A 25,386-nucleotide genomic window follows, 5' to 3' on the forward strand; every position below is an offset into this window, starting at 1 on the left:
CGCAAGAAGCCGCGTCAGCCCCCAACGAACCGGCGCGCACGGCGCTTCGAATAGCGGTACACCTTCAGCGGAAATCCGAGCGCGCGTTCAATCAATCCATCAGTCCGCTGCAATGCCGAAACGAGCTTCCAGAACCAGACGATCGGGTAGTAGCGAAACCTGCGCGCCAGTGTGATTCCTTTTTGAGGTCGAACACCAAACGACTCTTTGATGATTCCGCTCTCGATCCAATCCGAACCGAAGTTTTTGTCGACGACCGCGAAAATCTCTCGTAGGGCCTGGCTGCGGCTGTATCCCTGGAGAGTCTTGACCTTGGTAATCCAAGCGGCACAGTGCCTCGAAACGTACCACATCAATTGTGTTCGATAGCTTTCGAACGCCCCCTTCTTTCGATAGAACGCTAACATATCCTCGAGCACCGGAACGATATTCAGGATACGCTTATCCGTCTGCTTCATCGATTGGGTTGGACGCGTAATATCGTAGTTGTACAGTTCTTTATTGACATAATATATTTTCTTGGCAACCAGATAACTCTTGGGCACGAAATTCGCGTCGGCGAATATCACGCCGGCAAGCAACCGGACATCGGGATCAGCAAAGATGGAGCGGTGGTACAAGCGGCCACACGGCGTTGCCCAATTCTTGTACAACAGGTCACGGTCGCTCCCGTTCAGCTCCCGATCGGTATCGAAAGGCAGCGGTTTGAAAGGTGCTGTGCTGCCGGTATAACAGTAAAGCAGATTGCCTATCAGCAAGTCGGCACCGGTGGCCTGCGCCTTGTGATACATGAACTCAACGGCATCCGGATCCAGGAAGTCATCCCCATCGACAATGGTGATGTATTCGCCGGTGGCCCTGTCGATCCCATAATTGCAGGCGGCTCCATGACCGCCATTGGGCTTGATGAAGGGCTTGAATATGTCTGGACGCCGCGCCACGTACTCGTCAATGATCAACTGGCTGTCATCGGTGCCACCGTCATTGACCACCAGCACTTCTATATTGTCCAGGGTCTGCATTTCCAGGGAACGCAGGCAACGGTCGATATAGAACTCCAGGTTGTATACCGGAACAACTATGCTTACCTTGGGGTTCATTTCTAGACGTCGCCCTTGAATTCCGTTTCGAATACATCCAGCGCCCGCTCGATGATATTATTCATATCATAGTAACGATATTCGGCCAATCTTCCCACAAGCCTCAAGCCAGGATAATTCTTCGCGGCTTCCGAGTACTTTGCATACAACTCCGCATTTGTGTCTTTCGGAATGGGGTAATACGGGATACTCTGCACCGGCACCAACCGGTCATAGGCCTGAGGGTATTCCTTCATGATGGTCGTCTTCTTCGGTGGCCGCGCCATCAAATGCTTGTATTCCGTGATCCGGGTATACAGCTGCGTATTGGGATAATTTACCGTTGCACAAGGCTGGTACAGATCCATATCGTGAGTTTCCAGATCGAACCGCAGCGAACGATAAGGCAATTCCCCGAAACGATAGTCGAACAGCTCGTCGATCGGCCCGGTGTAGATCACTCCACCACCATAAGGCTCGCCCATGAAGAGGATTTCGCCAGTTTCCGGGACAAACGACAGGACGTCGCGCGCCTTGGTTTCAAGCTTGATATCGATCAACGGGTTGGCCAGCATACGCTCGAACATTTTCGTATAGCCATCCTTGGGAAGCGCCTGATGCGTCTCCTGGAAATAGCGGTCGTCGTACGAAATATGTACCGGCACTCGAGCAGTAATGGTCTCAAAATCCAGGTTTTCCGGCTTGTCGCCCCACTGCTTGGTCGTGTAATTAAGGTAGACGTTCTCGAACACGAACTCACCGAATTCGCGGATGCGGGCATCCGCATGCTTGCGCAGGATCGATACCGGAACCTTCACGTCCATCCCAAACTCCGCAACTAGCAACGCCTTGAGTTCTTCGGCTTTTTCCGGCTGCAGACGCTCCAGGGATGTCAGATTGAACGGCACGGGCACCAGCTGATCCTGGACATTGGCCAATACCCGGTGTTGGTACGGATGCCAATCCGTGAATTGGGATATGTACTGCAGGACGCGCGGGCTATTGGTGCGGAACAGATGCGGACCGTACTTATGAACGAGCACGCCGTGCTCATCCTCATAGTCATACATATTGCCAGCGATATGATCGCGCTGTTCAATGAGTAATATCCGCTTCTTTCTCTGCGAAGCCAGGCGCTCCGCCAGGATAGAACCGGCAAAGCCGGCGCCAACAATAATGAAATCGTATTTATCCATGATCTTCTAGCTCTTCACAATAGACCGAATGGCTTGCTCCATCTTTGGCGCAATCACATCGATCGAATAGTCTTTGTAAACCGCGAAATCGGGTTGAACCTTGCCATCGAGATACCGTTTCATGACGTATGCAATGCGGTCAGTCCTCAGATCGGCGATCAGATTTCGGCTTCTGGACAGGATATCCGCCGTGGGTCCCGCGGCCATGGTCACGGCGGTAATCGGTTTACCTGCCCCCATGTAGTCTGCAAGCTTTCCGGGAAAGAACGGATTGACGCTGAGGGAGTCCTCCTGCTCATTGAACATTCCGTCTATCAACAACAGCACATCGGCTTGTTGCATCAACTGCAGGCTGCTCATATAGGAAACAGGAGATTCGAAGCGTACGTGCTCGCGAAACCTCATATTCCTGTGCATTTCAAGATCCGCCGGATACGGCGAACCACCGTAGAAGCGGACTTCGAACCTGTCCCGGTATTCCGGATAGATCTCCAGCAGCCGGTCGACCGCCTGCAACACGGGAGTCGCCGTACGTTTCACGTGATAAAGCGTGCCGAGGTGGGCAAAAATGAATTTCCCATTATCGCCTTTCACATCGCTCTGATACATCGCCGGATCGAAACAATGCGGTATCACCATCGACTTGCCTACATGCTTTGCCATATCGCCAGCAAACATCAAGTCACGTTGATATTCATTGTTGAGCATGATCATATCAGCGTCTCTCAGTGTCTGCTGTTCGATCAACGTATCCTCTTGCACCAATGGATAGCCAGGCATGTGGGAAATATAAGGATTCCGGGAAAACAAATCCCCGAAATAGGCGATCCAAGGCAAGTTAGGATGTTTCTTCTTGATCCGCGCGGCAGCTTCGTGGCTGATCAGTTCATTCGAATGGGAAATGATGAAATCGAAAGCGCGATCCGATTTCTCGAATGCGGCCAGCACACCCTCCACGAACGCCCTGCGCGCCGCGGATGTGCGGGGATTGTTGTGATCGGCGTCGATCTCGATACGTTCAATATGCGCGGGTCCCGAGTAACGCATGATTTGCTCATCGCGCTTGTCGCGAGCCACCTGTACGATCACATACGAAATATCGGTATTCTTGATTCTCTTGAAAAAATCAATATCCGCCGAACCCACGTAGGGCGCAAAAAACCAAGATACGCCGAATGCGTTAAGCTTTTTCATGAAATCTGCCGGCACATTTTTTATTTAACCAAACCAATTACTAGGTGTCGCATCCTGCAAAGGCGCGCCCGACCAGAACCGTTTTCCCCGATACTCAATTTTTGAGTATCTTGCGCACCCCCCCGACCAACAGCCGGAGAGGACTCGTAATACGCCACGAACTGCTGGTCTTTATTTTTGTCAACTCGGCAAGCAGTTCCTTGTTGGCTGCCTCAAGTTGCCGATTCTCATCCCGCAGTTCGACCTGCAATCTCGACTGCTTGTCCAGCAGATCAACATGCAACCTCGACTGCTCGTCCAGCCGCGCCTTGATTTCGATCATCAAATCACTGAGCTTTGAATTTTCCTGCTGCAGGGAGTCCAGCGTTCTCGCGTTCCGAGACTCAACAGTATCTGCGATACCCGCATTCAGAAAACAGTCGGCCAATACCAGATTGCTCGACTCAATCCAGGCCCGGTTTGCGTAGACCAGAATGATCTGGTCACCATGCCAGTAGGTCGGACTCATCTCACGACAGTCCACGGCGCGTGCATGCACCAGAATCCAGTCCGGATGGGCGATCAGAGGGATATTCTCTGGCGTAAACGAAAAGAAATGTTCGGGTATGCGATCCAGTTCGCGGTAGGGTAGCGCCAACGCCACGCATTGCTCGGCCCGTTGGAACAGTGTCGCCAACACCTTGAACGGATCCTCAAAATGCTCCAGAGTATTGGAAGAGAAAATGCAATTGAATTTCTCGCCCACCGCTTCGGAAGCGAGCCAATCCTGCGCATCGAAGCGGATGCCCGGATAGGCATCCCGCGCCTTCTTCACTGCAGACTCTGCAAAATCAATACCGATTACGCGCTCACGCGAAAAATAGCTGGCGATTACATCGGTACCATCTCCCTGGGCACACCCCCAATCGCATATCGTCCACCCCCCCTTTCCCGCCGTCGAGCGCATCCAGGGCGGCAAGTTTTCCAAAGCGACCTTTGCAAAAAAGCGGGACTGCTCCTTGCCCATATTGGATTCCCAGTCCTTTTCAAACCGGCCATTCCAATAGTCATGGCTATTGATATCGGTATCGCTCATCGCTCCCCTCCAGCGATTTTAATAATCACATTGGGACGAAAAACTCCCATGTACCTGCTCGAAGCGACGACTGAAAAATAGTGCGCGCCCTCCATGTACTCGAAATATCCCATGGCACCGGAACTGGTATCTTCCAATGCTGCAACCAGCACATATTTTCCGGGTACGAGGTAATTGTCGAAATCAAACTCCACCTCGACCATGGAACAATCGCCTGGAATGACATGGGCCGGATTTTCCTGAGTGCTGGCCACGAACAAATCAACACTCTTCTCGTTCTTTATCGAAAACGCGACGCTGACCTTGTCGCGGTCCACCCCGGCTGGCGGCTGGAACGCGATTTTCACGCGCAGGCGCTCGCCCCAATCGAATACATCCTTCCGCGCCCCGGTTGCGGTATGAACCGCAGCGTGACTGATCAACCCAATCTGCGACCCCCAGTGCGATGCAGGTTTGTCATCCAGATGCGAAGCTACCTGGGCAGGCTCCATCCCATCGGACAGAACCTCTCCTACTTCCTCTTCGACGGGAGGTTCGACCTCCACCGGAGCGCCGTCCTCTCCCTGATACATGAATTCGGCGTACTTGCTGGTGACACTGGCCACTTCCCCAGCCATGCGCACGTTGCCCTTGTCCAACCAGATGGCGCGTTGGCAGAGCGTGCGCACCGAACCGACATCGTGGCTGACAAACAATACCGCCGCGCCTGCGTTCTGTATATCCTTGATGCGCCGCATGCACTTGTACTGGAAGCGGGCGTCACCGACCGCAAGCGCTTCGTCGACGATGAGCACTTCCGGGGTCGCGTTGATCGCCACCGCGAACGCCAACCGGACATACATACCGCTGGAGTAAACCTTCACGGGCTGGTCGATGAAGGCACCGATGTCGGCGAACGCGGCGATATCATCGAAGCGCTCGTCGGTCTCGCGCCTCGTCAGCCCGAGGATGGACGCGTTTAGGTAGACATTCTCTCGGCCGGTAAACTCGGGATTGAAGCCTGCACCCAGCTCCAGAAGCGCCGCGATGCGACCACTGGTCCAGATGCTTCCGGTCGTCGGTGTCAACGTGCCGCAGATCATCTGCAGCAACGTGGATTTGCCAGACCCGTTGCGACCGATGATGCCCACCGTTTCGCCGCGCATCACATCGAACGACAAGTCACGCAGCGCCCAGAACTCCCGATAATACTGCCGACGGCCGAACGAGCACATCTGTAGCAGGCGGTCACGTGGTTTGTCGTACAAATGGAAGCACTTGCTCAGGTTTTTGACCGAGATCGCGAGAGAATCAGAGGACATCGGCGAACCCCTTCCGGGTACGTTGGAACCACGCATAGCCAAGAATAGCGATCAGGCATGCGGCGATGGTGTAGAGCGACCAGATGCGCCAGTCGATCCCGACTCCCCAGAAAAGTACATTACGCGCCTGTTCGACAACGGCGGTCAGCGGGCTCAGATGCAGAAAATCCCGATACCGCTCGGGCAGCGACGTTGCCGAATAGAAAATCGGCGACATGAACATCAGCACGGTCGTTACGATACCTATGAATTGAGACACGTCGCGCAGAAATACCCCTAGCGCGGACAGGAACCAGCTGACCCCCAGCACCAGGATAATCAGCGGAAAAACGACGACCGGAAACAACAAGATTGTGGCATGAGGCATGCCATAGAAAATCAGATAAAAGGTGACCCAGACCGCCAGGCTGATCAGCAAATGGAAGAGGGCCGAACCAAGCGCGACGCAGGGCAGAATCTCCAGCGGAAACACGACCTTCTTCACGTAGTTCACGTTCGCCAATATCAGCGATGGCGAGCGGTTGATGCATTCGGCGAAAAAATTGAAGAGCATCAACCCCGCGAACAAAACTAGAGCAAACTCCGTCTTCGACTCCGTGCCGCCAGGCCAACGCGCCTTGAATACAACGCTGAAAACGAACGTATATACAAGCAGCATGAATACCGGGTTGAAGAATGACCACAACAAACCAAAAGCGGAGCCCCGGTAGCGGCCAACCACCTCACGCTTGACCAGGTCCCAGATCAAGGTACGGTACCTGAACAGGGATTTGAACAGAGAGAGGGGTGAGGCGGGATGTCTGTGGGAACTACTCACGATAACCGGAACCTTTTTTCATTCAACGGCCAACCTGTATTAATAACGCTTGCGGAGCGCATTGAAGATATAAAACAAAAAATAATAAAAACTCTGCAAAACCGGGAGTTTCAGAACATTCCTATATATGTTCCACTGCCACCGCATTGCCTTCCCTTTATTCGATGACAGGGAATTCTTCACAACCCGGTATTGCGCCAACGGGGTCCCCGGCAAAGTGGCGTGAATCTCGCCGGCGATTTTAACTGCGCGTAGCCAGAACACATAATCCTCGTGCCCCCCCGCCTCGAAACGCAGATCGGGCAGACGCTCCTTGCTGTATATGCCCGTCAAGTGTCCAATGAAATTGGATTTGAGCATGTCGTCATACCGCAGCACGGCTGGGACGGAGACACCCGCCAACAGCCTGCCATCCTCCGAAATGCGCACATAATCGCCATAGCTGATCGCCATGCCACTGTCGAGCAACGCAACCTGAGCGGCAAGCTTGTACGGCAGCCAGATATCGTCGCTATCAAGGAAAGCGATATATCTGCCGCGCGCGGCATCGATCGCCCGATTGCGCGTTTGTGCCGCCCCGAGATTTCGCGGATTTTTCAAATACCGGATTCGATCATCCTTGTAGGACAATACATATTCCGCGGTATCGTCGACCGACGAATCGTCAACCACAAGCAACTCCCAATCCTGGAAAGTCTGTCCCAAGACGGAGTCAATGGCGCTCTTGATGTAACTCTGCGCATTATAGGCCGGCATCACAATCGATACCGACGGCGCCTCCCCTCGACAAATCAATTCTTACTCCCGAGCAATTTACCGATACGGCGAACATACTCTCCCTTATAATGCCCGGCATAATAGGATGAATATTTTTCCTGCCATATGCGACGCGCCTGACGCGCGGCCTCGCGGATCTGGATTTCATCCAGACCGTCCAGCCAAGCCGCAATGGCCGGCGCACCTTCCGATATTGCCCAGCCGCTCCCCTGATTCGCCACCTTCACGCCCGGGGGGGTCCCGGCAGTGGTGAGCATACCCCGCCCTAGCATCAGATGTTCATAGTATTTGTTAGGCGACGCATACAAGTGATTCGGCACGGTCAGGTAGTACATCCCTACAACGACATCCATACCAGCCATCAAGGCCAGCCCATCCGCGCTTGACACCGCGCCGTGGAAGCAGACATTCGTCGAGGGCTGCGCGGCGGCCTTGGCAAAGGCCTGTTCCAGCCCGCCATATCCCGCCACATGCAACTCGACATCATCGCGTCCGCCGCAAACATGGAGCAGGTCCTCCAACCCACGATTTCGCGGCTCCAACACGCCAAAGTAGCCGATTCTCCACGGACGCCCCCGTTCCCCCAGCGGCTGCGCTCCCGCAAATTCGCCCGGCACGTTTTCCAGGACCAGCACGTTGGCCTGCGCGGCGGACAGGCCATGCTGGGCATAGCGCTCCTCGCTGACGATCAGCGTCAGATCCGCCGATTTAGCAATATATACTTCCAGCATGTCCAGTAGACGACCGGTCACGCCGGAAATGTTGCGTACCGCCGAGTATTGGTCGTAAATATCGAAAACCAATCGTTTGCGAGCGATTGCACAAAACAACCAACTACAGAACGCGGAATCCAGATCAACAGCATGCACGATCTTCAAGTCATGGCGTACGCGCCAAAGCTGGCGGAACAGAAATATGTTCCAGCGCACCAGCGCGAGCGCATTACGCCAGCCCCCACCCAGCATCGCCCGAAGGGGAAACAAGGTCTGCCTACCATCCTCGGCACGTACTGAACCATCTTTGTTCCACCCGATGAAGTGGCAAGGTAGACCGGCATCCGCCAGTGCCTTGAAATATTTACCCAGTCTGGCATCGAAATCGGCAACGTACGAGCGTGCGAAGACAATCATTTGTCCTTGATTCCCCGCCGTACAATCTCTGCCCGTTTTTTTATGACCAACCATTTCGGCATGCGAAACAAAACGAGTTTTCGATAAAGAATTACATAGGTCGCCGAAAAAGCAGCCACGAAGAACATCAGCAGATATTCGTTTTGCCAGAACAGCACCGCCGGAATCACCGCAAACGAAGTCAATAACCAGAGATAGGGCGAGGTCATTGCATTACGCTGAACTTTATGACGAGCATCGCTGGAGCCCACGGCCCAACGCACCAAGCGCTTGTAGATGAGCATATGCAGATGCACGCCATCCGGCATGCCGGGCGACTGCCCTCTTAGAAATTTCTTGCGATAAATGGAGAAGAGCGTTTCGAATACCGGGTAGATGCAGAGCAGTAGCGGGAACCAAGCGGACACGTTCGGGTGCCGCGCCAGCATCAGCACCGAAATCACCCCGATCATGAACCCGATGAAATATGCGCCTCCATCGCCCAGAAAAATCAGCCCTCTAGGGTAGTTCCAGACCAGAAACCCTACTATCGCACCGATCATGCCAACCGCGGCAATCAACAGCAGTCGATCACCCAGATAATAAGAAACGTATGCGAATCCGGCAAAAATCATGGCGCTGATAACAGCGGCCAAGCCGTTATAGCCATCGATGATATTGATCGCGTTTGCAGCACCCGCAATCGCGATCATGGTACAGATCAATGAAATTGCGCCGAATTGCAGCAGCCAGTCAACACCGATGATGTCAAGCCGGGTCAACGTCGCTCCACAAAAATAATATGCCGCCGCCCCCGAAAGCATGGCAAGCCCGAGGCGGATCAACACGCGCACGCGTTTGGTGACATCTTCCGCCAGTCCTCCCAGGAACGCAGGCATGGCAACTGCCAGCAAGGTCAACAATTCCGTACTTTGCGTGGGTTCGCGCAAAGCAGCCAGCAGCCAAATTCCGAACATTGCGATGACGACGGAAATCCCGCCGACCCGTGGCACGGGTCGTGCATGATATTTCTGGACACTGGTTACGTCGTGATCAGCTGTATACTTTCCATGCAGCGAATTGAATCGGACGAGTAATAGAGTTACGGCCAGTGATATAAGGAATGCGACTAAAACATAAAGCATGGAGTACACCAGCAATAAAGTGGCACGATTTTATGCATAACAATTCTGGTAACGGCGTAGTACTTTGGCCGCTCTCAAACCAGCGCTGCTTACATCGGCACCAACCACGAGACAATTGGCAATGAACTTGAACGCGGCCGTCTGCCGGCCTGCCAAGGCAGTTGCCTCGAATCGCTTTCCTGTTCAACCAGCTATAGTAGCGTAACGTCCGCCCACCGCCGCCCCCTTTCGCCGTCATCCCGACCCGAATACCGTTGATCGTTGCAACCGCGCCGCACGACGTTATCTCACCCGCGAGTTCGGTGCGTTTTCGCGAAGAAGAATCAATAGCAATCATTTGTCGCACCGACATCCGGCGGACCAACAAAACCACATATTGCGCCACGCTCCCGGCGACATGGGCTAGCCAAACAGCTCAATCAGCGCAAGAATGGGTCATAACGCTTCCAAAAGGAGACAACCATGCGCATTGCAGATGCCCAGTGGATTCCTTCAACCCAGCACCAGACTTGGGATGCGTTGACCGATCCCGCCGTGCTGCAGCGGTGCATCCCCGGCTGCGTCGAAGTCACCCAGCGCAGTCCCACCGAGTACGCCGTCACGCTGCGGGCCAAGGTCGCCGGCCTGGATACCGACTACGAAGGCGAGATCCTGCTCTCGGACGTCGATCCGCCCAACAGTTGCACCTTGGTGTTCGAAGGCAAGGGCCGCGCCGCCTGCCTGGCCATCGGCACCGCACAGGTCAACTTGTCGACCAAAGACGAAGGCACGCGGGTCGCCTACACGGTCGCCGGCATGACAGGCGGCAAACTGGCCGAATGCGGCGAAGGCCTCATCCTGAAGGCCGGCGAGAAGATCATCGAGAAATTCTTCACCGCCTTCATCGACTACATGGCGGCCCAGCCGCGTCTGGCGCCCCCCCCGCCGCCGCCCGAGCCCGAGCCGCGCGGCCTGTCAAACTCCCGCTGGTCCTGGGCGCTGGTGGTGCTGGTGATTGCCGTGTTCTGGAGCTATCACGCGTTCTATAAGTAAAAACCCGCTGGGGCCGGTGATATCCTTGGCGGCATGACCGCCCCGCCCCCTCCATCGCCCCCGCCAGAGCCCGCCCACTCCCGCCGCGACCTGCTGATGGGCATGGCCGGGGTGGCCGCCACCGTCGTGCTGGCGGCCTTCGATTCCACCATCATCAGCACCACCCTGCCGCGCGTGGCCGAGGCCCTGAACGGCATGGCCCTGTATGCCTGGGTGGGTACCGGCTACCTGCTGGCCACCGCAGCATCCATCATGATCTTCGGCCGTCTGGGCGATATGTTCGGCCGCAAGCCCCTGATGCTGGTGTCGGTGCTGATCATCGCGCTCGGTTCCATCGCCTGTGGCCTGTCGCAGAGCATGGGCCAGCTGATCCTGTTCCGTACCCTGCAAGGGATCGGCGGAGGCATGATGATCGCCACGGCCTTCGCGGCCCCGGCGGATCTGTTCCCCGACGCCAAGCAACGGGTGAAGTGGATGGCGCTGGTCTCGGCCGCCTTTGCCATGGCCAGCGGTATCGGCCCGGTGCTGGGCGGCGCCGCAACGCAGGCGCTGGGCTGGCGTGCCGCTTTTTTCATTTCCCCGATTGCCGCGGCGGTGGCCTTGTTCCTGCTGGCCAAGTATTTCCCGCGGATCCGGCCAATCCACACGGGCGAACGGCGCATCGATTGGCTGGGCGCGGTACTGCTGGTCGTCGCGGTGGGCGCGCCCCTGGCTGCGTTGGAACTGGGTTTTGCAAAGGGGGAGCATGCCCACCCGGCGATGGGCTTGGGACTGGCAGTGGCTGGGATCGCCGCCATCGCCCTGCTGATTCCCATCGAGCGCCGCGTCGCCTCGCCGATCTTTCCCTTGCGCGTGCTGGCGGGTCGGGAACCGCAGTTGCTGAATCTCGCCGCCATGACGGTCGGCGCCGTGATGTTCGTGCTGATTTTCTATAGCCCCTTGCTGCTGCAGCAGGTACTGGGCTACACGCCAAGCGAAGCCGGTCTGTTGCTGACGCCGCTGGTGGCGGCCATCTCGGTGGGCAGCATCATCAACGGCCGGCTGTTCCCCCGCCAGACGGAACCGCAGCGCCTGATGGTGTTCGGTGCCGGCCTGCTGGCGGTGGGGACGTTGATGGTGCTATTGATCTCCCCCGGCACATCGGCCTGGTGGATCCTGGCGGCGTTCTTCGTCAACGGCTGTGCGCTGGGCTTCCTGTTACCCAACCTGACCTTGTTCATGCAGATGCTCAGCGAACGGCGCGATGTGGGCGTGGCTTCGGCCCTGGTCCAGACCACTCGCGCGATCGGCAGCGCCTTGGGCACGGCCGTGGTCGGAATCCTGATCTCGCACGGCACGGTACTAAACGGAGTGCGCACGGGTCTGGTGTTGTGTATCGTCCTGTGCCTGACCTGCGCGGTACTCGCGCATCGGGTCAAGATGAAAAACCTGGCCACCAATCGGAACCAGGCCTGATTCGGGATCGACCATGCGCCGCCGCGATTTGCTGGACCTTCTACTTCTGGCCGCCGTCTGGGGCGGCTCGTTTCTATTCATGCGCCTGGCCGTGGGGGAATTCGGGCCGGTGGCGTTGATCGAACTGCGCGTCGGCCTGGCGGCCCTGTTCCTGCTGCCCGCCGCGCTATGGCGCAACAGGTTGCCGACCATCGGCAAGCACTGGAAAGCCATCCTGGTTGTGGGAACGCTGAACGCCGCCCTGCCGTTCCTGCTGTACGCCTACGCCGCGCAATCGCTGGGCGCCGGATTCCTGTCTGTGGCCAACGCGGTGACGCCGGTCTGGGGCGCCGTGGTCGGCTGGCTCTGGCTCAAGGACAGACTGCCCTGGTCGCGATCGCTCGGACTCATGATTGGCCTGCTGGGAATCGTGGTGCTGGTCTGGGACAAGCTGGACTTCAAATCGGGGGGCACGGGCCCGGCCGTGCTCGCGGCGGTGTCGGCGCCGGTCTTCTATGGCATCGCGGCCAATTGGACCAAGCGCTTCCTGACCGGGGTCGACGCCCTTTCCAACGCGACCGGCAGCATGATCGCCGCGGCATTGGTGCTGTTGCCGCTGGCCTTGGCCACCTGGCCGCAGACGCCTGTATCGATGCGGGCCTGGGGCGCCACCATCCTGCTGGCCGTGGTCTGTACCGGCGCCGCCTACATCATCTTCTTTCGCCTGATCGCCAACGTCGGCCCCACCGGGGCGGTCAGCGTCACGTTCCTGGTGCCTGTCTTTGGCGTAGTCTGGGGAGCCTGGTTCCTGGATGAAGCCATCACCGTTTCCATCCTGACCGGCGCCGGTATCATCCTGGTGGGCACGGCACTGGCGCTGGGCTTGGTCGGCGAGAGAAAGCGCCGCGGCCCAGCAAGTTAGGCAATCCGGACCTGGTCGGCTTCGGCAAGGAGCCGGCCGTTCCGATCGGCGGCCGACAACAGCGGAGCTTCTTGCCCCAGCGGCCATTCGATTCCCAGCACGGGGTCATTCCAGAGCACGCATTGCTGGTGCATGGGCTGGTAGTAGCTCGTCGCCTTGTAGGAAACGACGGCGCGCGCGGACAACACCAGAAACCCATGGGCGAAGCCCTCGGGAATCCACATCTGCCGGTGGTTGGCGGCCGAGAGGCGCTGCGCCACCCATTGTCCGAACGTAGGGGAACCCTGGCGCATGTCCACAGCAACATCGTAGATTTCTCCCTGGGTCACACGCAGTAATTTGCCTTGGGGATCCACTGTCTGATAGTGCAGGCCGCGCAGTACGTTGCGATGGGATTCCGATTGGTTGTCCTGCACGAAACGCAACTCCCGTCCCACCGCCGCGTCCAGCACGGACTGTCGATAGGTCTCGAGAAAACAGCCGCGCTCGTCGCGATGGACTTCCGGCTCGATCAGCAGGACATCAGGCAAGGCCAGGGGGGTGATGGTCATCAGAAAGCCCTGCGCTTTAGCAGACTCATCAGATAATCGCCATAACCGCTCTTTTGCAGCGGACGGGCCAGCGCTTCCAGCTGCGTGGCGTCGATCCATTGCTTGCGGAAAGCGATCTCCTCGGGGCAGGCCACCTTCAAGCCCTGGCGGCGCTCCAATGTGGCAATGAACTGGCTGGCCTCGAGCAGGCTGTCGTGGGTGCCGGTATCCAGCCAGGCATGGCCGCGCCCCATGATCTCGACGTTGAGCCTCCCCTGCCGCAGATAAAGCTGGTTCAGGTCGGTGATCTCCAATTCGTTGCGAGCGGAAGGACGTATTCCACGCGCCAGGTCCACCACCTGGCCATCGTAGAAGTACAAACCGGTGACCGCATAGCTGGACTGCGGCACGACGGGCTTCTCTTCGATCCGCAATGCCTGTCCGGCGGCATCGAACTGGACCACGCCATAGCGCTGCGGATCCTGCACATGGTAGGCGAACACGGTCGCGCCTTCCCGCCGGGCGTCGGCACGCGCCAGCAGCTGCGGCAGGTCATGCCCGTAGAAAAGGTTGTCGCCCAGCACCAGGGCGCAGGGCGTGTCGCCGATGAAACCGGCCCCGATCAGGAATGCCTGGGCCAGTCCATCCGGGGATGGCTGCACCGCGTATTGCAGATTCAAGCCCCAGCGCCCGCCATCCCCCAGCAAATGGGCGAAGCGCGGCGCATCATCAGGCGTGGCGATCACGAGGATGTCGCGTATGCCCGCGAGCATCAACGTACTGAGCGGGTAATAGATCATCGGCTTGTCATACACCGGCATCAGCTGTTTGCTGATGGCCAGCGTGGCCGGATGCAACCGGGTCCCGGAGCCGCCGGCCAGTATGATGCCCTTGCGTGGCGCGAGCGAGGTCATGGCGACGGCGCTTCCTGGCGATAGGCGCCCGACACGATATCGGTCACCCATTGGGGATTGTCGAGATACCAGCCCAGCGTTTTCTCGAGTCCCGACTGAAACGTCTCGACCGCGCGCCATCCCAATTCGCGTCGGGCTCGGGTCGTGTCGATGGCATAGCGGCGATCGTGCCCGGCGCGATCCGCGACCATGGCGATCTGCGTCTTGTACGACGCACCGTCGGCACGGGGACGCAGCTGGTCGAGCAGCCGACAGACGGCCAGCACCACGTCCAGGTTGGTGCGCTCGCTGTCGCCGCCCAGGTTATAGGTTTCTCCGGGGCAGCCGCGTTCGAGCACCTTGCGCAGGCCACTGCAATGATCCGCCACATACAACCAATCGCGCACATGAAGGCCGTCGCCATACACAGGCAACGGCTTGCCCGCCAGCGCATTGTGGATCACAACCGGTATCAGCTTTTCCGGAAACTGCCGCGGTCCGAAATTGTTGGAGCAGTGTGTCGTCAGCACGGGCAGGCCATGGGTACGGCCGCAGGCTCGCACCAGGTGATCGCTGGCCGCCTTGCTGGCCGAATAGGGATTGTTGGGCTGATAGGCGCTGGCCTCGGTGAATGCCGGCGCATCCGGCGCCAGCGATCCGTAGACCTCGTCGGTCGAAACATGCAGGAAGCGAAAGTCCTCGCGTGCCTTGCCGACCAGGCCGGCCCAATAGCTCCGGGCCGCCTCCAGCAAGCCGTAGGTGCCGCAGATATTGCTCTGGATGAAATCACCCGCCCCGGCAATGGAGCGATCCACGTGCGACTCCGCAGCGAAGTGCAGGATCGCGCGCGGTTGGTGGGTCCGCAGCAAACTGGCCACCAAAGCGGTGTCGCCGACGTCGCCGACCACCAATTCGTGGCGCGCGTCGTCTTTCAACCCGTCGAGGTTGCGCCGATTGCCGGCATAGGTCAGCTTGTCCAGATTGATCACGGGCTCCCCCCCCTGCGCCAGCCAATCCAGCACAAAGTTGGAACCGATGAATCCGGCGCCGCCGGTGACGAGAATGCTCATTGCGTAGTGCCCGAATGAAGGCGCCGCCTCCCAATCCGGCAGTTTAGCGCCGTGGCCGCCGACTTCAGTACTTGTCCGACGTCCCCGTCAGCGCCACCCCGATCCGCAACAACGTATAAGACACCGCGTCCACCCAGCGCCGCACCCATCCACGCCGCTGGTAATCCAGGGGCCGGATGAAACGCCCGCCTTCCTGGATCGCCGTCTCCAGGCGCTCCTGCAGGTCCCAGGCGAACGGCTGGTCATCGATCACCACGTTGGCCTCCCGCGCCAGCAGCAGGCTGAAGGGATCCAGGTTGGACGAACCCACCGTGGCGACATTGTCGATCACCGCCACCTTGGCGTGCAGGTAGCTCGGCATGTATTCGTAGATCTCGATGCCGTCGCGCAGCAGCTGGTCGTAGAGCGAGCGGGTAGCGTGGTACTGCATGCGGTATTCGATCTTGCCCTGCAACAGCAGGCGCACGCGCACGCCGCGCGCGGCGGCCTTGGCTAGGGCGCGGCGGAACTGGCGGCCGGGGAAAAAATAGGCGTTGGCGATGAGGATGTCGCGGCGTGCCTGGGTGATGCCGTAGAGATAGGCGCGTTCGAAGGTCTGGCGGAAACGCAGGTTGTCGCGCAGCACCAGTGCGGCGCGCAGCTCGCCACAGGGCGCCACCGGCGCATGGCTGGGCTTGGTCAGCCGCATGCGGCTCCAATCGCGCGGATGGCGCCGCAGGCGGGCCCAGTTCAGGCGTACCCACAGCAGGTCCTGCGCGTAGGCCGCCTCGGTCACCAACGGGCCGCGCACCTGCACCGCAAAATCGAAGCGCGGCGCCGAAATGCCATCGGTGGGATCAAGGTCGTCGTAGTCGTCGATGATGTTGATGCCGCCGATGAAGGCCACGTTGCCATCAACGATGGTGACCTTGCGGTGCAGGCGCCGCAGGCGGCTGCGCGAGGGAATGAACTTCGCGAACCAGCGCGGCTCGGGGCGGAAGATGCGGCATTGCGCGCCGGCGCCGGTCAGGCGTTCGCGCAGGGTCTCGGCGGTCTCGGCCGCGCCGAAACCGTCGAGCACCACGCGCACCTTGACGCCGCGCGCGGCCGCCGCCATCAGGCAATCCAGCACCTTCACGCCGGTGCGGTCCAGCATGAAGATATAGGTTTCCAGATGCACGCTGGATTGCGCCGCGTCGATCGCCTGGCACAGCGCCGGAAAGAAGTCGGTGCCGTTCTGCAGCAGCCGGATGTCGTTGCCGTCGGTCCACTCCAGCCTGACCTGCTCGGCCTTCACGGGAGTTCCAGCTCGGCCAGCAAGGGGGAATGATCGGACAGCCGCGCCCATTCGCGGCCGCGCAGCACGCGCGCGCTGCGCACGGCGAAGCCGCGCTGGTAGATGCGGTCCAGGCGGAACCAGGGGAACACGGCCGGAAAGGTGCGCGGCGGCGGCAGCAACAGGCGCGAGCTGCCGTCCATGCCGAGCTGGTTGGTGCGCTCCAGCACCGAAACGCCGCTGTTGGGCAGGCCACGCAGGGCGTTGCTCAGGCGCTTGACCGAATCACGCAGGCGCGGCAATTCGCCGCCATGGCTGCGCGGCGCGTGCGAGAACACTTCGTACAGGCCCAGCTGCTGCACGAACAAAGGCGCCAGGCGGTCGCCCCAGTCGTTGAAATCACCGGCGATCAGTATCGGTTCGCCGTCGGGCACCATGCGCCGGATGCGCTCGGTCAGCGCCAGGATCTGGCGGCTGCGGCTGCCGGCGAACAGGCCCAGGTGCACCACGAAGCAGTGCACCGAGCGCCCGTCGAGTTCGATGGTCGCGTGCAGCAGGCCGCGCTGCTCCAGGCGATGGTCGGAGATATCCTGGTTTTCGTGATCGAGGATGGGAAAGCGCGACAACAGCGCGTTGCCGTGGTCGGTTTCGTGGCGAATCGCATTGCGGCCATAGGCCACGTCCAGCTTGAGCGCGGCGGCCAGCGATTCATGCTGGGCGTCGAGCAGCGATTTCTGCTCGTTGCGGCCCTGCACTTCCTGCAGGAAGACCAGGTCGGGGCGCAGGCCATACAGGCCCAGGCGCAGTTCGTTCAACGAGTCGCGGCGGCCCAACGCCGAGCGACCTTTATGGATGTTGTAGCTGACGACACGGATGAGCGACATGGAGGAGATGGCGCCTTCTCAAGACAGTGAAACCGCCAACCGAGGCCCACAAAAAAGAAGAGCCCCGGCAAGCACCGCCAACCCAGGCGGCGTTTGCCAGATTACTCCAATTCCATGAACCCTTCCCACCTCGGAGACACCCTGAAACGGCAGTGACCGGGGCCCAACGGCGGCTCAGAGGCGCATCAGTTCTGCCAAAGCCCCACACTCGGGATGCCTCCCCCGCCGTACACACACCATGCAGGGAAAAAAGCCCCAAACCCGAGATAACCCGCCAAGCCAGGCCGCCGGGATCCGGCTCCGCCGGTCCCGCGCGGCGCCCCCTTGAGGGGGAGCGCCGCAGGCGCTCGGGGGTGGGTTCACTTCGGCTCAGCGTTGCGCAGGCGGATGTGCAGCTCGCGCAGTTGCTTCTCGTCGACTTCCGACGGCGCCTGGGTCAGCAGATCCTGGGCGCGCTGGGTCTTCGGGAAAGCGATCACGTCACGGATCGATTCGGCGCCGGTCATCATCGTAACGATGCGGTCCAGGCCGAAGGCGATGCCGCCGTGCGGAGGCGCGCCGTACTGCAGCGCGTCCAGCAGGTAGCCGAACTTCTCGCGGGCTTCCTCGGCGCCGATCTTGAGCGCGCGGAACACCTTGCTCTGCACTTCCTCGCGGTGGATACGGACCGAGCCGCCGCCGATTTCCCAGCCGTTCAGGACCATGTCGTAGGCCTTGGCGAACGCCTTGCTGGGATCGGTCTCGAGGAAGTCCTCGTGGCCGTCCTTGGGGCTGGTGAAGGGGTGATGCGCGGCGGTGTAGCGGCCGTCTTCCTCGTCGTATTCGAACATCGGGAAGTCGACCACCCACAGCGGCATCCAGCCGGCGGTGAACAGGCCGGTCTTCTTGCCGAATTCGCTGTGGCCGATCTTCACGCGCAGCGCGCCGATGGCGTCGTTGACGACCTTCTCGCGGTCGGCGCCGAAGAAGATGATGTCGCCGTCCTGCGCGCCGGTGCGCTTGACCAGTTCGGCCAGGGCGGCGTCATGCAGGTTCTTGACGATGGGCGATTGCAGGCCGTCGCGGCCCTTGGCCACTTCGTTGACCTTGATGTAGGCCAGGCCCTTGGCGCCGTAGATGCCGACGAACTGGGTGTAGGCGTCGATCTCGCTGCGCGACATCTCGGCGCCGCCGGGCACGCGCAGGGCGACCACGCGGCTGCCGGGCGCCGTGGCGGCGGCGGCGAACACCTTGAAGTCCACGTCGCGCATGACGTCGGTCATGTCGGTGAATTCGAGCTGCACGCGCAGGTCGGGCTTGTCAGAACCGTAGCGACGCATCGCTTCGGTCCAGGTCATGATGGGGAACGGCTCGGCCAGGTCGACGCCCTGCACCACCTTGAACACGTGGCGGATCATGTTCTCGAAGATCTCGCGGATCTCGAGCTCGTTCAGGAACGAGGTTTCGCAGTCGATCTGGGTGAATTCAGGCTGGCGGTCGGCGCGCAGGTCTTCGTCGCGGAAGCACTTGGTGATCTGGTAGTAGCGGTCAAAGCCCGACACCATCAGCATCTGCTTGAACAGCTGCGGCGACTGCGGCAGCGCGAAGAAGTGGCCGGCGTTGACGCGCGAGGGCACCAGGTAGTCGCGCGCGCCTTCGGGCGTGCTCTTGGCCAGCATCGGGGTTTCGATATCGATGAAGCCCAGCTGGTCCAGGAACTTGCGGGTTTCGATCGAGACGCGGTAGCGCAGCATCAGGTTGCGCTGCATCTGCGGGCGGCGCAGGTCCAGCACGCGGTGCGTCAGGCGGGTGGTTTCCGACAGGTTGTCGTCGTCCAGCTGGAACGGCGGCGTGACCGACGCGTTCAGGATCTCGACTTCCTTGCACAGCACCTCGATCTCGCCCGAGGCCAGCTCGGCGTTGGCGGTGCCCGCCGGACGCTCGCGCACCAGGCCGGTGACGCGGATGCAGAATTCGTTGCGCAGGCGCTCGGCGGTGGCGAAGGCGGCGTTATCCGGATCGAACACGATCTGCGCCAGGCCCGCGCGGTCGCGCAAGTCGATGAAGATGACCCCGCCGTGGTCGCGGCGGCGGTTCACCCAGCCATACAGGGTGACGGTCTGGCCGAGATGGTCGCGGCAAACCTGGCCGGTGTAGCAGGTACGCATCGGGATAACTCCGTTGTGTGCTTGGTAGTAGCGTAAAGGGTTACAGGTCGACGCCCGGCGCGCGCTGCGCGTCCGGCGTCGGGGAGGACGGCGCCGGCCGGGCGCCCGGCGCGGCCGGACCCGGGGCGACGACGCCCATGGAAACGATGTACTTCAAGGCCGCGTCCACGCTCATCTGCAGGTCCACCGTGTCGGCACGGGGCACCATCAGGAAGAAGCCGGACGTGGGATTCGGCGTGGTCGGCACGTACACGCTGATGTGGTCGCCGGGCAGCCGTTCGGCCACTTCGCCGCTGGGCGTGCCCGTGACGAACGCGATGGTCCAGCTGCCGGCGCGCGGATACTGCACCAGCACGGCGCGGCGAAACGCCTGGCCGTTCGGCGCCAGCACGGTATCGCTGACCTGCTTGACCGAGTTGTAGATCGAACGCACCAGGGGAATGCGGCCCAGCAGGTTTTCCCACTGGTCCACCATGGTGCGGCCGATCAGGTTGGCCGCGAAAATGCCCGTCAGCAGCACCACCACGATGACCAGGACGAAGCGGAAGCCGGGGATGTCGACGCCGAACAGCGATTCGGACGACAGGAAGCCAGGCACGAACCCTTCGAGGGTGGCGACCAGCAGACCCAGCACCCACACCGTGATGACCAGGGGAACCCAGATCAGCAGGCCGGTGATGAAGTACTTTTTGATGACGCGCATACGCATCGCGCGGGTACTCAGGAGGCGCTGGCCGGTCCCGCGGCGGGCGCGGGGGCAGCGGCCGGAGCCGGTGCGCTGGCGGCCGGCGCGGCGCTGTCAGCGGGCGCCGACGGGGCGCTGGCGCCGGTGGCCTGCTGGCCGCCGCTGCCGTTGCCGCGGAAATCGGTGACGTACCAGCCCGAGCCCTTGAGCTGGAAGCCAGCCGCGGTCACTTGCTTGGAAAACGTGCTCTGGCCGCATTCGGGGCAAACCGAAAGCGGCGCGTCGGAAATCTTCTGCAGAACGTCTTTGGCATGGCCACAGGCGCTGCACTTGTAGGCGTAGATGGGCATCGAGGGCTCCCAGGCGCGGGCCCGGTGTATCAGTGACCGTCGGCCGGACGTGGCGCAAAACCAGGGGCGCGAGGAGTCCTCCAAGAGGAGGCCCCGGGGCCGGAGCTGGCGCTGGACCGGACAACGGCCGGGCACGGCCGGAAAAATACGGGAAAGTCTTGAATTTTAGCGGTTTTTCGTGAAAGGCCGGCGGCACCCTCACGGCGGGGCGCCCGGGGGCTCCGTCAGAGGTGCGCGCCCTGCTCCGTCAGACAGGCAGCAGGAACATCAGGGCAGCCACCGCCGTCGGCCCCAGGGCAGACAAAAACAGCCGCCCGGACGAAATGCTGCCATCGGGGAAATGGTTCTTCAGGATGGCGAAACCGGCCGGGTTCGGCGCGTTGGCGATCACGGTCAGGCCGCCTCCGGTCACGGCGCCCGCCACCAGCATGTAGCGCCAGGCTTCGCTGGTGCCTTCCACCAGCGAACCGAGGTAGGTCAGCGCGGCGTTGTCGGTGATGGCCGTCAGCGCGGTGGCGCCCCAGAACAGCACGAACGGCTCCAGCCCGCCCAGCAGGTCCTGCAGCCACCACTTCTGCAGCCCGCCCAGCACCACCAGGCCCGCCAGGAAGAAGCCCACCATCAGCCCCTCCTTGATCAGCAGGCGGTTCTGGTGGCGCTTGTAGGCCTCGGCAAAGCCGATGAACATCATCAACAGGCCCAGGAAGATCGCCGGGTGGTGCGCGCTCAGCACCACCGCCACCAGGAACACCAGGTGGATCAGCATCACCAGCGCCGGCACCGGCGGGCGGTTGTCCTTGCCTTCCGGCGCATCGACGCCGCCGCCCGTGCCCACCGAACGTTCCAGCAGCGCCTTGCGGCAGATGAAGGTCAAGAGGCCCGCGTTCAGGCACACCGCCACCGCCGCGCGCCAGCCGAAATGCTGCGCCATGAAAGTCGAATCCCAGCCGAAGGTGGACGCCACCATCAATACCGGCGGCGCCGCGTAGGAGGTCAACACGCCGCCGATCGACACGTTGACGAACAGCACGCCCAGCGTCAGGTACTTGAAGCCGGCGCGGCCGCTGCTGCGGAAATAGGCATCGCGCAGCAGAATCGCCGCCAGCGTCATGGCCGCCGGCTCGGTGATGAACGAACCGCCGAGCGGCACCAGCGACATCACCACGAAGAACGTGGCCAGTTCACGCGGCAGCGGCAACACGCGCGCCGTGGCGCGCACCAGCAGTCCCACCAGTTCCAGGATCGGCCGGCTGGCCGCCACCACCATGATGGTGAAGACGAACAGCGGCTCGGTGAAATTGCGCGTGTCCATGTAGCCGATGGCCGATGACGGCCCGGTCAGCGCCGCCATCGCCACGATCAGGGCAAACGCCCACACGCCGAACACCGCCTCGACCTCGGCCAGCAGGTGCCAGAAACCGGCATGGGGCCCGCCGCGATGGGCCAGGCGGGCGAACATGGGAACGGAGAAGGTATGCAGCACCGCCACGCCGAACAGGACGGTGGCGATGAGTTCTATGGGCTGAGGCATCTGAAGCGCTTCCGGTATGAAGGCCCGGGCCGCGCGCACGCGACCCGGAATCGGCGGACAAGGGTCGCACTATAGCGTAGCGAACCCGCCCCGCCCTACAGGGACAACGCTAGGATTCGCCCACTTTTCAGGCGATCGGCGCGGGCGGCTCGCCGCCCTGCTGCGCGTCGCGCATCTCCATTAGCAGGCTGTGCAGCATCTCGGTCGACAGGCCGTGCAGCACCAGGCGATAGCCGGCGCGCAGGGTCGACATCGGCACCAGCGGATGGCTGTTGTTGACCAGGATCAGGTGCTGCGGCGCGCCCAGCAGCTTGGCCGCGTAGATGCCGATGGTCTCGTCCAGCTGCAGCGAATTGGCTGCGCGCCAGAAGTCGTTGTCGGTCAGCATCAATTGATACAGCGGCGTGAATAGCTCGATGGCGCTCTGCAGGTCGAGGAAATTCAGTTTGCCCTGCGGCATATCCTCAAGCTTCAGATCAGGATCGCGGATCATCGAGAAGTCGACGCGCTCGGGCGCATGCATCTCGACGCCCGCGTCGCGCAACGCCTGGTTCAGCCGGATCACGAAGTTGAACAGGTTCAGGTCGTGCTTGACGAACAGCTCGTCCTTGAGATCGTCGATCTCCATCGGCTCGAGCGGCGTGGTGGCCACGCGCACGGGCGAATTGGCGGCGATGAACGCCAGGATCTGCGCGCCCAGATGGAAATGCCGCAGGATCAGCCAGTTGGCCTCGGGCGACACGAAGCGCTTCAGGCCCCACGCCAGGATGCGGTGCAGCAGCCGCGAATGCGACCAGCGGCGCGGCAGGAAAGTCTTGATGACCTGGATCAGGATGATGCAGGCGCGCGCCAGCGGCCGCAGGAACGGCAGCAGGTACTGGCGCGAGCCGCAGCTCGAATCGGTCAGCCAGGCCTTCTTGACCTTGTCCGGCAGGGGCGTGCTGCGATCCAGGTACAGCGCCAGCCACGGGCTCGGATCGGCGGGATCGTGCCCCTTGGCAAGGAATTCGGGTTCCCTGTTCATGCGGCCTCGTCCTCCATCACGTGATGAAACTGCATCAGGTACAGCGCGGCGGTGCGGCGCGCGGTGTCGACGATGCGCCGCTCGGCGCGGCCGTCTTCGTCGCAGTCCAGCGCCAGTTCCACCGCGGTCAGCCAGCGCGCCAGGTGGTTCTCGTCGTTGTGGCCATGGTATTCCAGGAAGCGGAAGGCGTCCGGTGGCAGCTTCAGGCTGGCCTTGAGCAGCGGCAGCAGGGCCGGCACGATGCGCTGGCCCGTGCCCTCGATGATGTAGATCGCGCCCAGGAGGCCGATCGGATCGCGCGTGGCGGCCAGGCTGTGCAGATAGGCGTTGAGCGCCTCGCCGCCGGGATTGCGGCGCAGCGCATCGATGTTGTCGATGCTGCCGCCGGCCGTGCGGTAGTCCTGGAACAGGATCTGGAAGTCGTTCTGCTCCTCGCCGGCGTGCATGTCGATCAGCGCGGCCAGCGGCTGGTATTGCTCGGTCAGCGAAGCCGCGCCTTCGCGCATCCACTTGCTGCCCTCGCGCACCTGCGGAATCCAGTTCTCCATCCAGTTCAGGTAATCGGCGGTCTGGAAGCGGCGGTTGCGCAGGCGCCGCACCACCGGCGTGCGCCAGACGCGCGAGCGGTAGTCGTGCCAGATCGCCGCCAGTTCGGTCAGCAACTGGCCCAGTCCCTGCGGCGCCATGTCCGGATCGTGCGGCGGCGCGATGGCGTCGGCATCGGCGCTGTGGGCGTCCTCGCGCCCGGCCGCGGCCGGCGTGGCGCCCACGGCCACCGACGGCGCGGCGTCATGCGCGGCCTCGGCCTCCAGCAGCATGTAGGCCGCCATGAACCGGCCCGACTCGGGGATGTAGCAGAAGATCTGCTCGCCCGGCTTGATCTCACGGGTTTCGAGGAACTCGGCCAGCATGATCAGGATCGACGCCGCGCCGGTGTTGCCGCGCCAGGCCAGGTTGCTGAACCAGCGCTCGCGCGGAATCACCAGGCCGGCCTTCTCCATCAGGTCCTCGACCACCGGAATGAATTTCTCGGACGAGTAATGGCACAGGAAATGATCGACCTGGTCCGGATCCAGCCAGCCGTCGCGCACCAGCTTGGCGTACTCGTGGATGCCGATGTCGAACAGGTGCGGCAGCAGGCGGATGTCCTGGCGCAGCGACAGCGCGCCGTCGGCCTCGGCCTCGTTCCACGACGGATAGTCCAGGTGGCCCTTCTGCCGGTCGGCCGACAGGCCCAGCTGCATGCACACCGGATAGTCGCCCGAGAACGAACGCTGGTGCACCCACTTCAGGCGCAGCCGCACGCCCTTGGACGCGCCCGGCAGCGGCCGGCCGCCGCGTCCCAGCAGCAACGCGCCGGCGCCATCGGACAGCATCCAGCGCAGGAAATGCGCGTCGAAGTCGGCGTCGTAGCCGCGCGCGGCAAAGCGCGAACGCTTGAACAGGCGCGACGGCAGCTCGGCCGCGACCGCCAGCGCGCTGGCATGGCCGCCCATCTCGACACCCTGCGCCGCCACCTGGATCGCCGACACGCCCGCGGCGCAGATGCCGTGCACCGACAGCGTCTCCATCGGATGCGCGGCCAGCTCGCCCTGGATCATGTTGGCAAAGCCCGGCATCAGCGCGTCGCCCCCGGACGAGCCGCTGGTCAGCAGCGACACGTCCGCCAGGTCGCCATCATTGCGCCGCAGGCAATCGCGGATGGCGTTGGCGGCCAGCTGCGCGTTGGTGAAGACGGTGGCGCCCTCGGCATCGATCGCGTAGTAGCGCTGCTTGATGCCGTTCTCGGCCAGGATGCGGCTCTTGATGCGGCTGGACATGCGGTTCAGCGGCGCGATGTAGCTGTCCATGGCCTCGTTGGACACGGGTTCGCCCGGCATGAAATAGCCGGCGCTTTCCAGGTAGACACGATTGAACGCGATAGGCATGGCGGGTC

Annotated in this window: 23 protein-coding genes; 3 read left to right on the forward strand and 20 right to left on the reverse strand. The window is 61.4% G+C overall.

The genetic code is table 11. The annotated features are described in order from the left end of the window. Positions 1-14: 14 nt before the first annotated feature. The 9 genes from ACVN9Z_RS06285 to ACVN9Z_RS06325 all read right to left on the reverse strand — a co-directional run bounded on the left by ACVN9Z_RS06285 (position 15) and on the right by ACVN9Z_RS06325 (position 9,693). Positions 15-1,100 carry a glycosyltransferase family 2 protein gene (locus ACVN9Z_RS06285; RefSeq protein WP_458213250.1) on the reverse strand — a complete coding sequence of 362 codons (1,086 nt, stop codon included), beginning with the start codon at positions 1,098-1,100 and terminating at the stop codon, positions 15-17. A gap of 2 nt (positions 1,101-1,102) precedes the next feature. Beyond that, on the reverse strand, positions 1,103-2,275 hold the full coding sequence (gene glf, locus ACVN9Z_RS06290) for a UDP-galactopyranose mutase (protein ID WP_458213251.1): 1,173 nt from the start codon (positions 2,273-2,275) through the stop codon (positions 1,103-1,105). 6 nt (positions 2,276-2,281) lie between these two features. Continuing rightward, positions 2,282-3,469: a glycosyltransferase gene (locus ACVN9Z_RS06295; protein ID WP_458213252.1), complete on the reverse strand. Its 1,188-nt coding sequence runs from the start codon at positions 3,467-3,469 to the stop codon at positions 2,282-2,284. 94 nt (positions 3,470-3,563) lie between these two features. Continuing rightward, the gene (locus ACVN9Z_RS06300) at positions 3,564-4,544 is read right to left on the reverse strand and encodes a methyltransferase domain-containing protein (RefSeq protein WP_458213253.1); all 981 of its coding nucleotides are present in this window, start codon (positions 4,542-4,544) and stop codon (positions 3,564-3,566) included. After that, positions 4,541-5,845, reverse strand: coding sequence for an ABC transporter ATP-binding protein (locus tag ACVN9Z_RS06305; RefSeq protein ID WP_458213254.1), 1,305 nt, complete (start codon positions 5,843-5,845; stop codon positions 4,541-4,543). Before ACVN9Z_RS06305 ends, ACVN9Z_RS06300 begins: the two co-directional genes overlap by 4 nt. Then, on the reverse strand, positions 5,835-6,593 hold the full coding sequence (locus tag ACVN9Z_RS06310) for an ABC transporter permease (protein WP_458213255.1): 759 nt from the start codon (positions 6,591-6,593) through the stop codon (positions 5,835-5,837). The genes ACVN9Z_RS06305 and ACVN9Z_RS06310 overlap by 11 nt, the downstream gene beginning before the upstream one ends. Before the next feature lie 108 nt (positions 6,594-6,701). Then, entirely contained in the window at positions 6,702-7,418 is a 717-nt protein-coding gene (locus tag ACVN9Z_RS06315; protein ID WP_458213256.1) for a glycosyltransferase family 2 protein, read from the reverse strand. A 35-nt stretch (positions 7,419-7,453) separates the two neighbouring features. Next, positions 7,454-8,569 (reverse strand): hypothetical protein, encoded by a 1,116-nt coding sequence (locus ACVN9Z_RS06320; protein ID WP_458213257.1) that lies wholly within the window; start codon positions 8,567-8,569, stop codon positions 7,454-7,456. Next, the gene (locus ACVN9Z_RS06325) at positions 8,566-9,693 is read right to left on the reverse strand and encodes an MraY family glycosyltransferase (RefSeq protein ID WP_458213258.1); all 1,128 of its coding nucleotides are present in this window, start codon (positions 9,691-9,693) and stop codon (positions 8,566-8,568) included. The genes ACVN9Z_RS06320 and ACVN9Z_RS06325 overlap by 4 nt, the downstream gene beginning before the upstream one ends. 462 nt (positions 9,694-10,155) lie before the next feature. Here ACVN9Z_RS06325 and ACVN9Z_RS06330 point away from each other — a divergent pair, with 462 nt between their 5' ends. From ACVN9Z_RS06330 to ACVN9Z_RS06340, 3 genes are read left to right on the forward strand one after another with little or no spacing between them, the layout of a single operon-like run. Then, on the forward strand, positions 10,156-10,725 hold the full coding sequence (locus tag ACVN9Z_RS06330) for an SRPBCC family protein (RefSeq protein ID WP_006389695.1): 570 nt from the start codon (positions 10,156-10,158) through the stop codon (positions 10,723-10,725). 33 nt (positions 10,726-10,758) lie between these two features. Beyond that, on the forward strand, positions 10,759-12,180 hold the full coding sequence (locus ACVN9Z_RS06335) for an MFS transporter (RefSeq protein WP_006389694.1): 1,422 nt from the start codon (positions 10,759-10,761) through the stop codon (positions 12,178-12,180). 13 nt (positions 12,181-12,193) lie between these two features. Beyond that, complete coding sequence (locus ACVN9Z_RS06340) at positions 12,194-13,081, forward strand: DMT family transporter (RefSeq protein WP_006389693.1); 888 nt, start codon at positions 12,194-12,196, stop codon at positions 13,079-13,081. Here ACVN9Z_RS06340 and rfbC read toward each other — a convergent pair. The 11 genes from rfbC to ACVN9Z_RS06395 all read right to left on the reverse strand — a co-directional run bounded on the left by rfbC (position 13,078) and on the right by ACVN9Z_RS06395 (position 25,378). Further along, entirely contained in the window at positions 13,078-13,632 is a 555-nt protein-coding gene (gene rfbC, locus ACVN9Z_RS06345; protein ID WP_006389692.1) for a dTDP-4-dehydrorhamnose 3,5-epimerase, read from the reverse strand. The genes ACVN9Z_RS06340 and rfbC overlap by 4 nt on opposite strands. Next, on the reverse strand, positions 13,632-14,525 hold the full coding sequence (gene rfbA / locus ACVN9Z_RS06350; protein WP_458213259.1) for a glucose-1-phosphate thymidylyltransferase RfbA: 894 nt from the start codon (positions 14,523-14,525) through the stop codon (positions 13,632-13,634). The genes rfbC and rfbA overlap by 1 nt, the downstream gene beginning before the upstream one ends. Beyond that, positions 14,522-15,574 carry a dTDP-glucose 4,6-dehydratase gene (gene rfbB / locus ACVN9Z_RS06355; RefSeq protein ID WP_006389690.1) on the reverse strand — a complete coding sequence of 351 codons (1,053 nt, stop codon included), beginning with the start codon at positions 15,572-15,574 and terminating at the stop codon, positions 14,522-14,524. The genes rfbA and rfbB overlap by 4 nt, the downstream gene beginning before the upstream one ends. A 64-nt stretch (positions 15,575-15,638) precedes the next feature. After that, the gene (clsB, locus tag ACVN9Z_RS06360; protein ID WP_054505720.1) at positions 15,639-16,850 is read right to left on the reverse strand and encodes a cardiolipin synthase ClsB; all 1,212 of its coding nucleotides are present in this window, start codon (positions 16,848-16,850) and stop codon (positions 15,639-15,641) included. Beyond that, the gene (locus tag ACVN9Z_RS06365; protein WP_006389688.1) at positions 16,847-17,713 is read right to left on the reverse strand and encodes an endonuclease/exonuclease/phosphatase family protein; all 867 of its coding nucleotides are present in this window, start codon (positions 17,711-17,713) and stop codon (positions 16,847-16,849) included. The genes clsB and ACVN9Z_RS06365 overlap by 4 nt, the downstream gene beginning before the upstream one ends. 359 nt (positions 17,714-18,072) lie before the next feature. Beyond that, positions 18,073-19,860, reverse strand: a complete 1,788-nt coding sequence (gene aspS / locus ACVN9Z_RS06370; RefSeq protein ID WP_006389687.1) for an aspartate--tRNA ligase — start codon at positions 19,858-19,860, stop codon at positions 18,073-18,075. Positions 19,861-19,900: 40 nt separating this feature from the next. Beyond that, complete coding sequence (locus tag ACVN9Z_RS06375) at positions 19,901-20,563, reverse strand: DUF502 domain-containing protein (RefSeq protein ID WP_020925858.1); 663 nt, start codon at positions 20,561-20,563, stop codon at positions 19,901-19,903. A gap of 17 nt (positions 20,564-20,580) precedes the next feature. After that, positions 20,581-20,895 (reverse strand): FmdB family zinc ribbon protein, encoded by a 315-nt coding sequence (locus tag ACVN9Z_RS06380; RefSeq protein WP_020925857.1) that lies wholly within the window; start codon positions 20,893-20,895, stop codon positions 20,581-20,583. A 247-nt stretch (positions 20,896-21,142) separates the two neighbouring features. Then, a complete protein-coding gene (locus ACVN9Z_RS06385; protein WP_006389685.1) occupies positions 21,143-22,426 on the reverse strand; it encodes a putative Na+/H+ antiporter in 1,284 nt (427 codons plus the stop codon). Positions 22,427-22,553: 127 nt separating this feature from the next. After that, positions 22,554-23,450, reverse strand: a complete 897-nt coding sequence (locus ACVN9Z_RS06390; RefSeq protein WP_020925856.1) for a DUF6999 family protein — start codon at positions 23,448-23,450, stop codon at positions 22,554-22,556. Beyond that, positions 23,447-25,378 carry a StlD/DarB family beta-ketosynthase gene (locus tag ACVN9Z_RS06395; RefSeq protein ID WP_006389683.1) on the reverse strand — a complete coding sequence of 644 codons (1,932 nt, stop codon included), beginning with the start codon at positions 25,376-25,378 and terminating at the stop codon, positions 23,447-23,449. Before ACVN9Z_RS06395 ends, ACVN9Z_RS06390 begins: the two co-directional genes overlap by 4 nt. Positions 25,379-25,386 lie beyond the last annotated feature (8 nt).

This window comes from Achromobacter sp. KK8 (genome assembly GCF_054188005.1).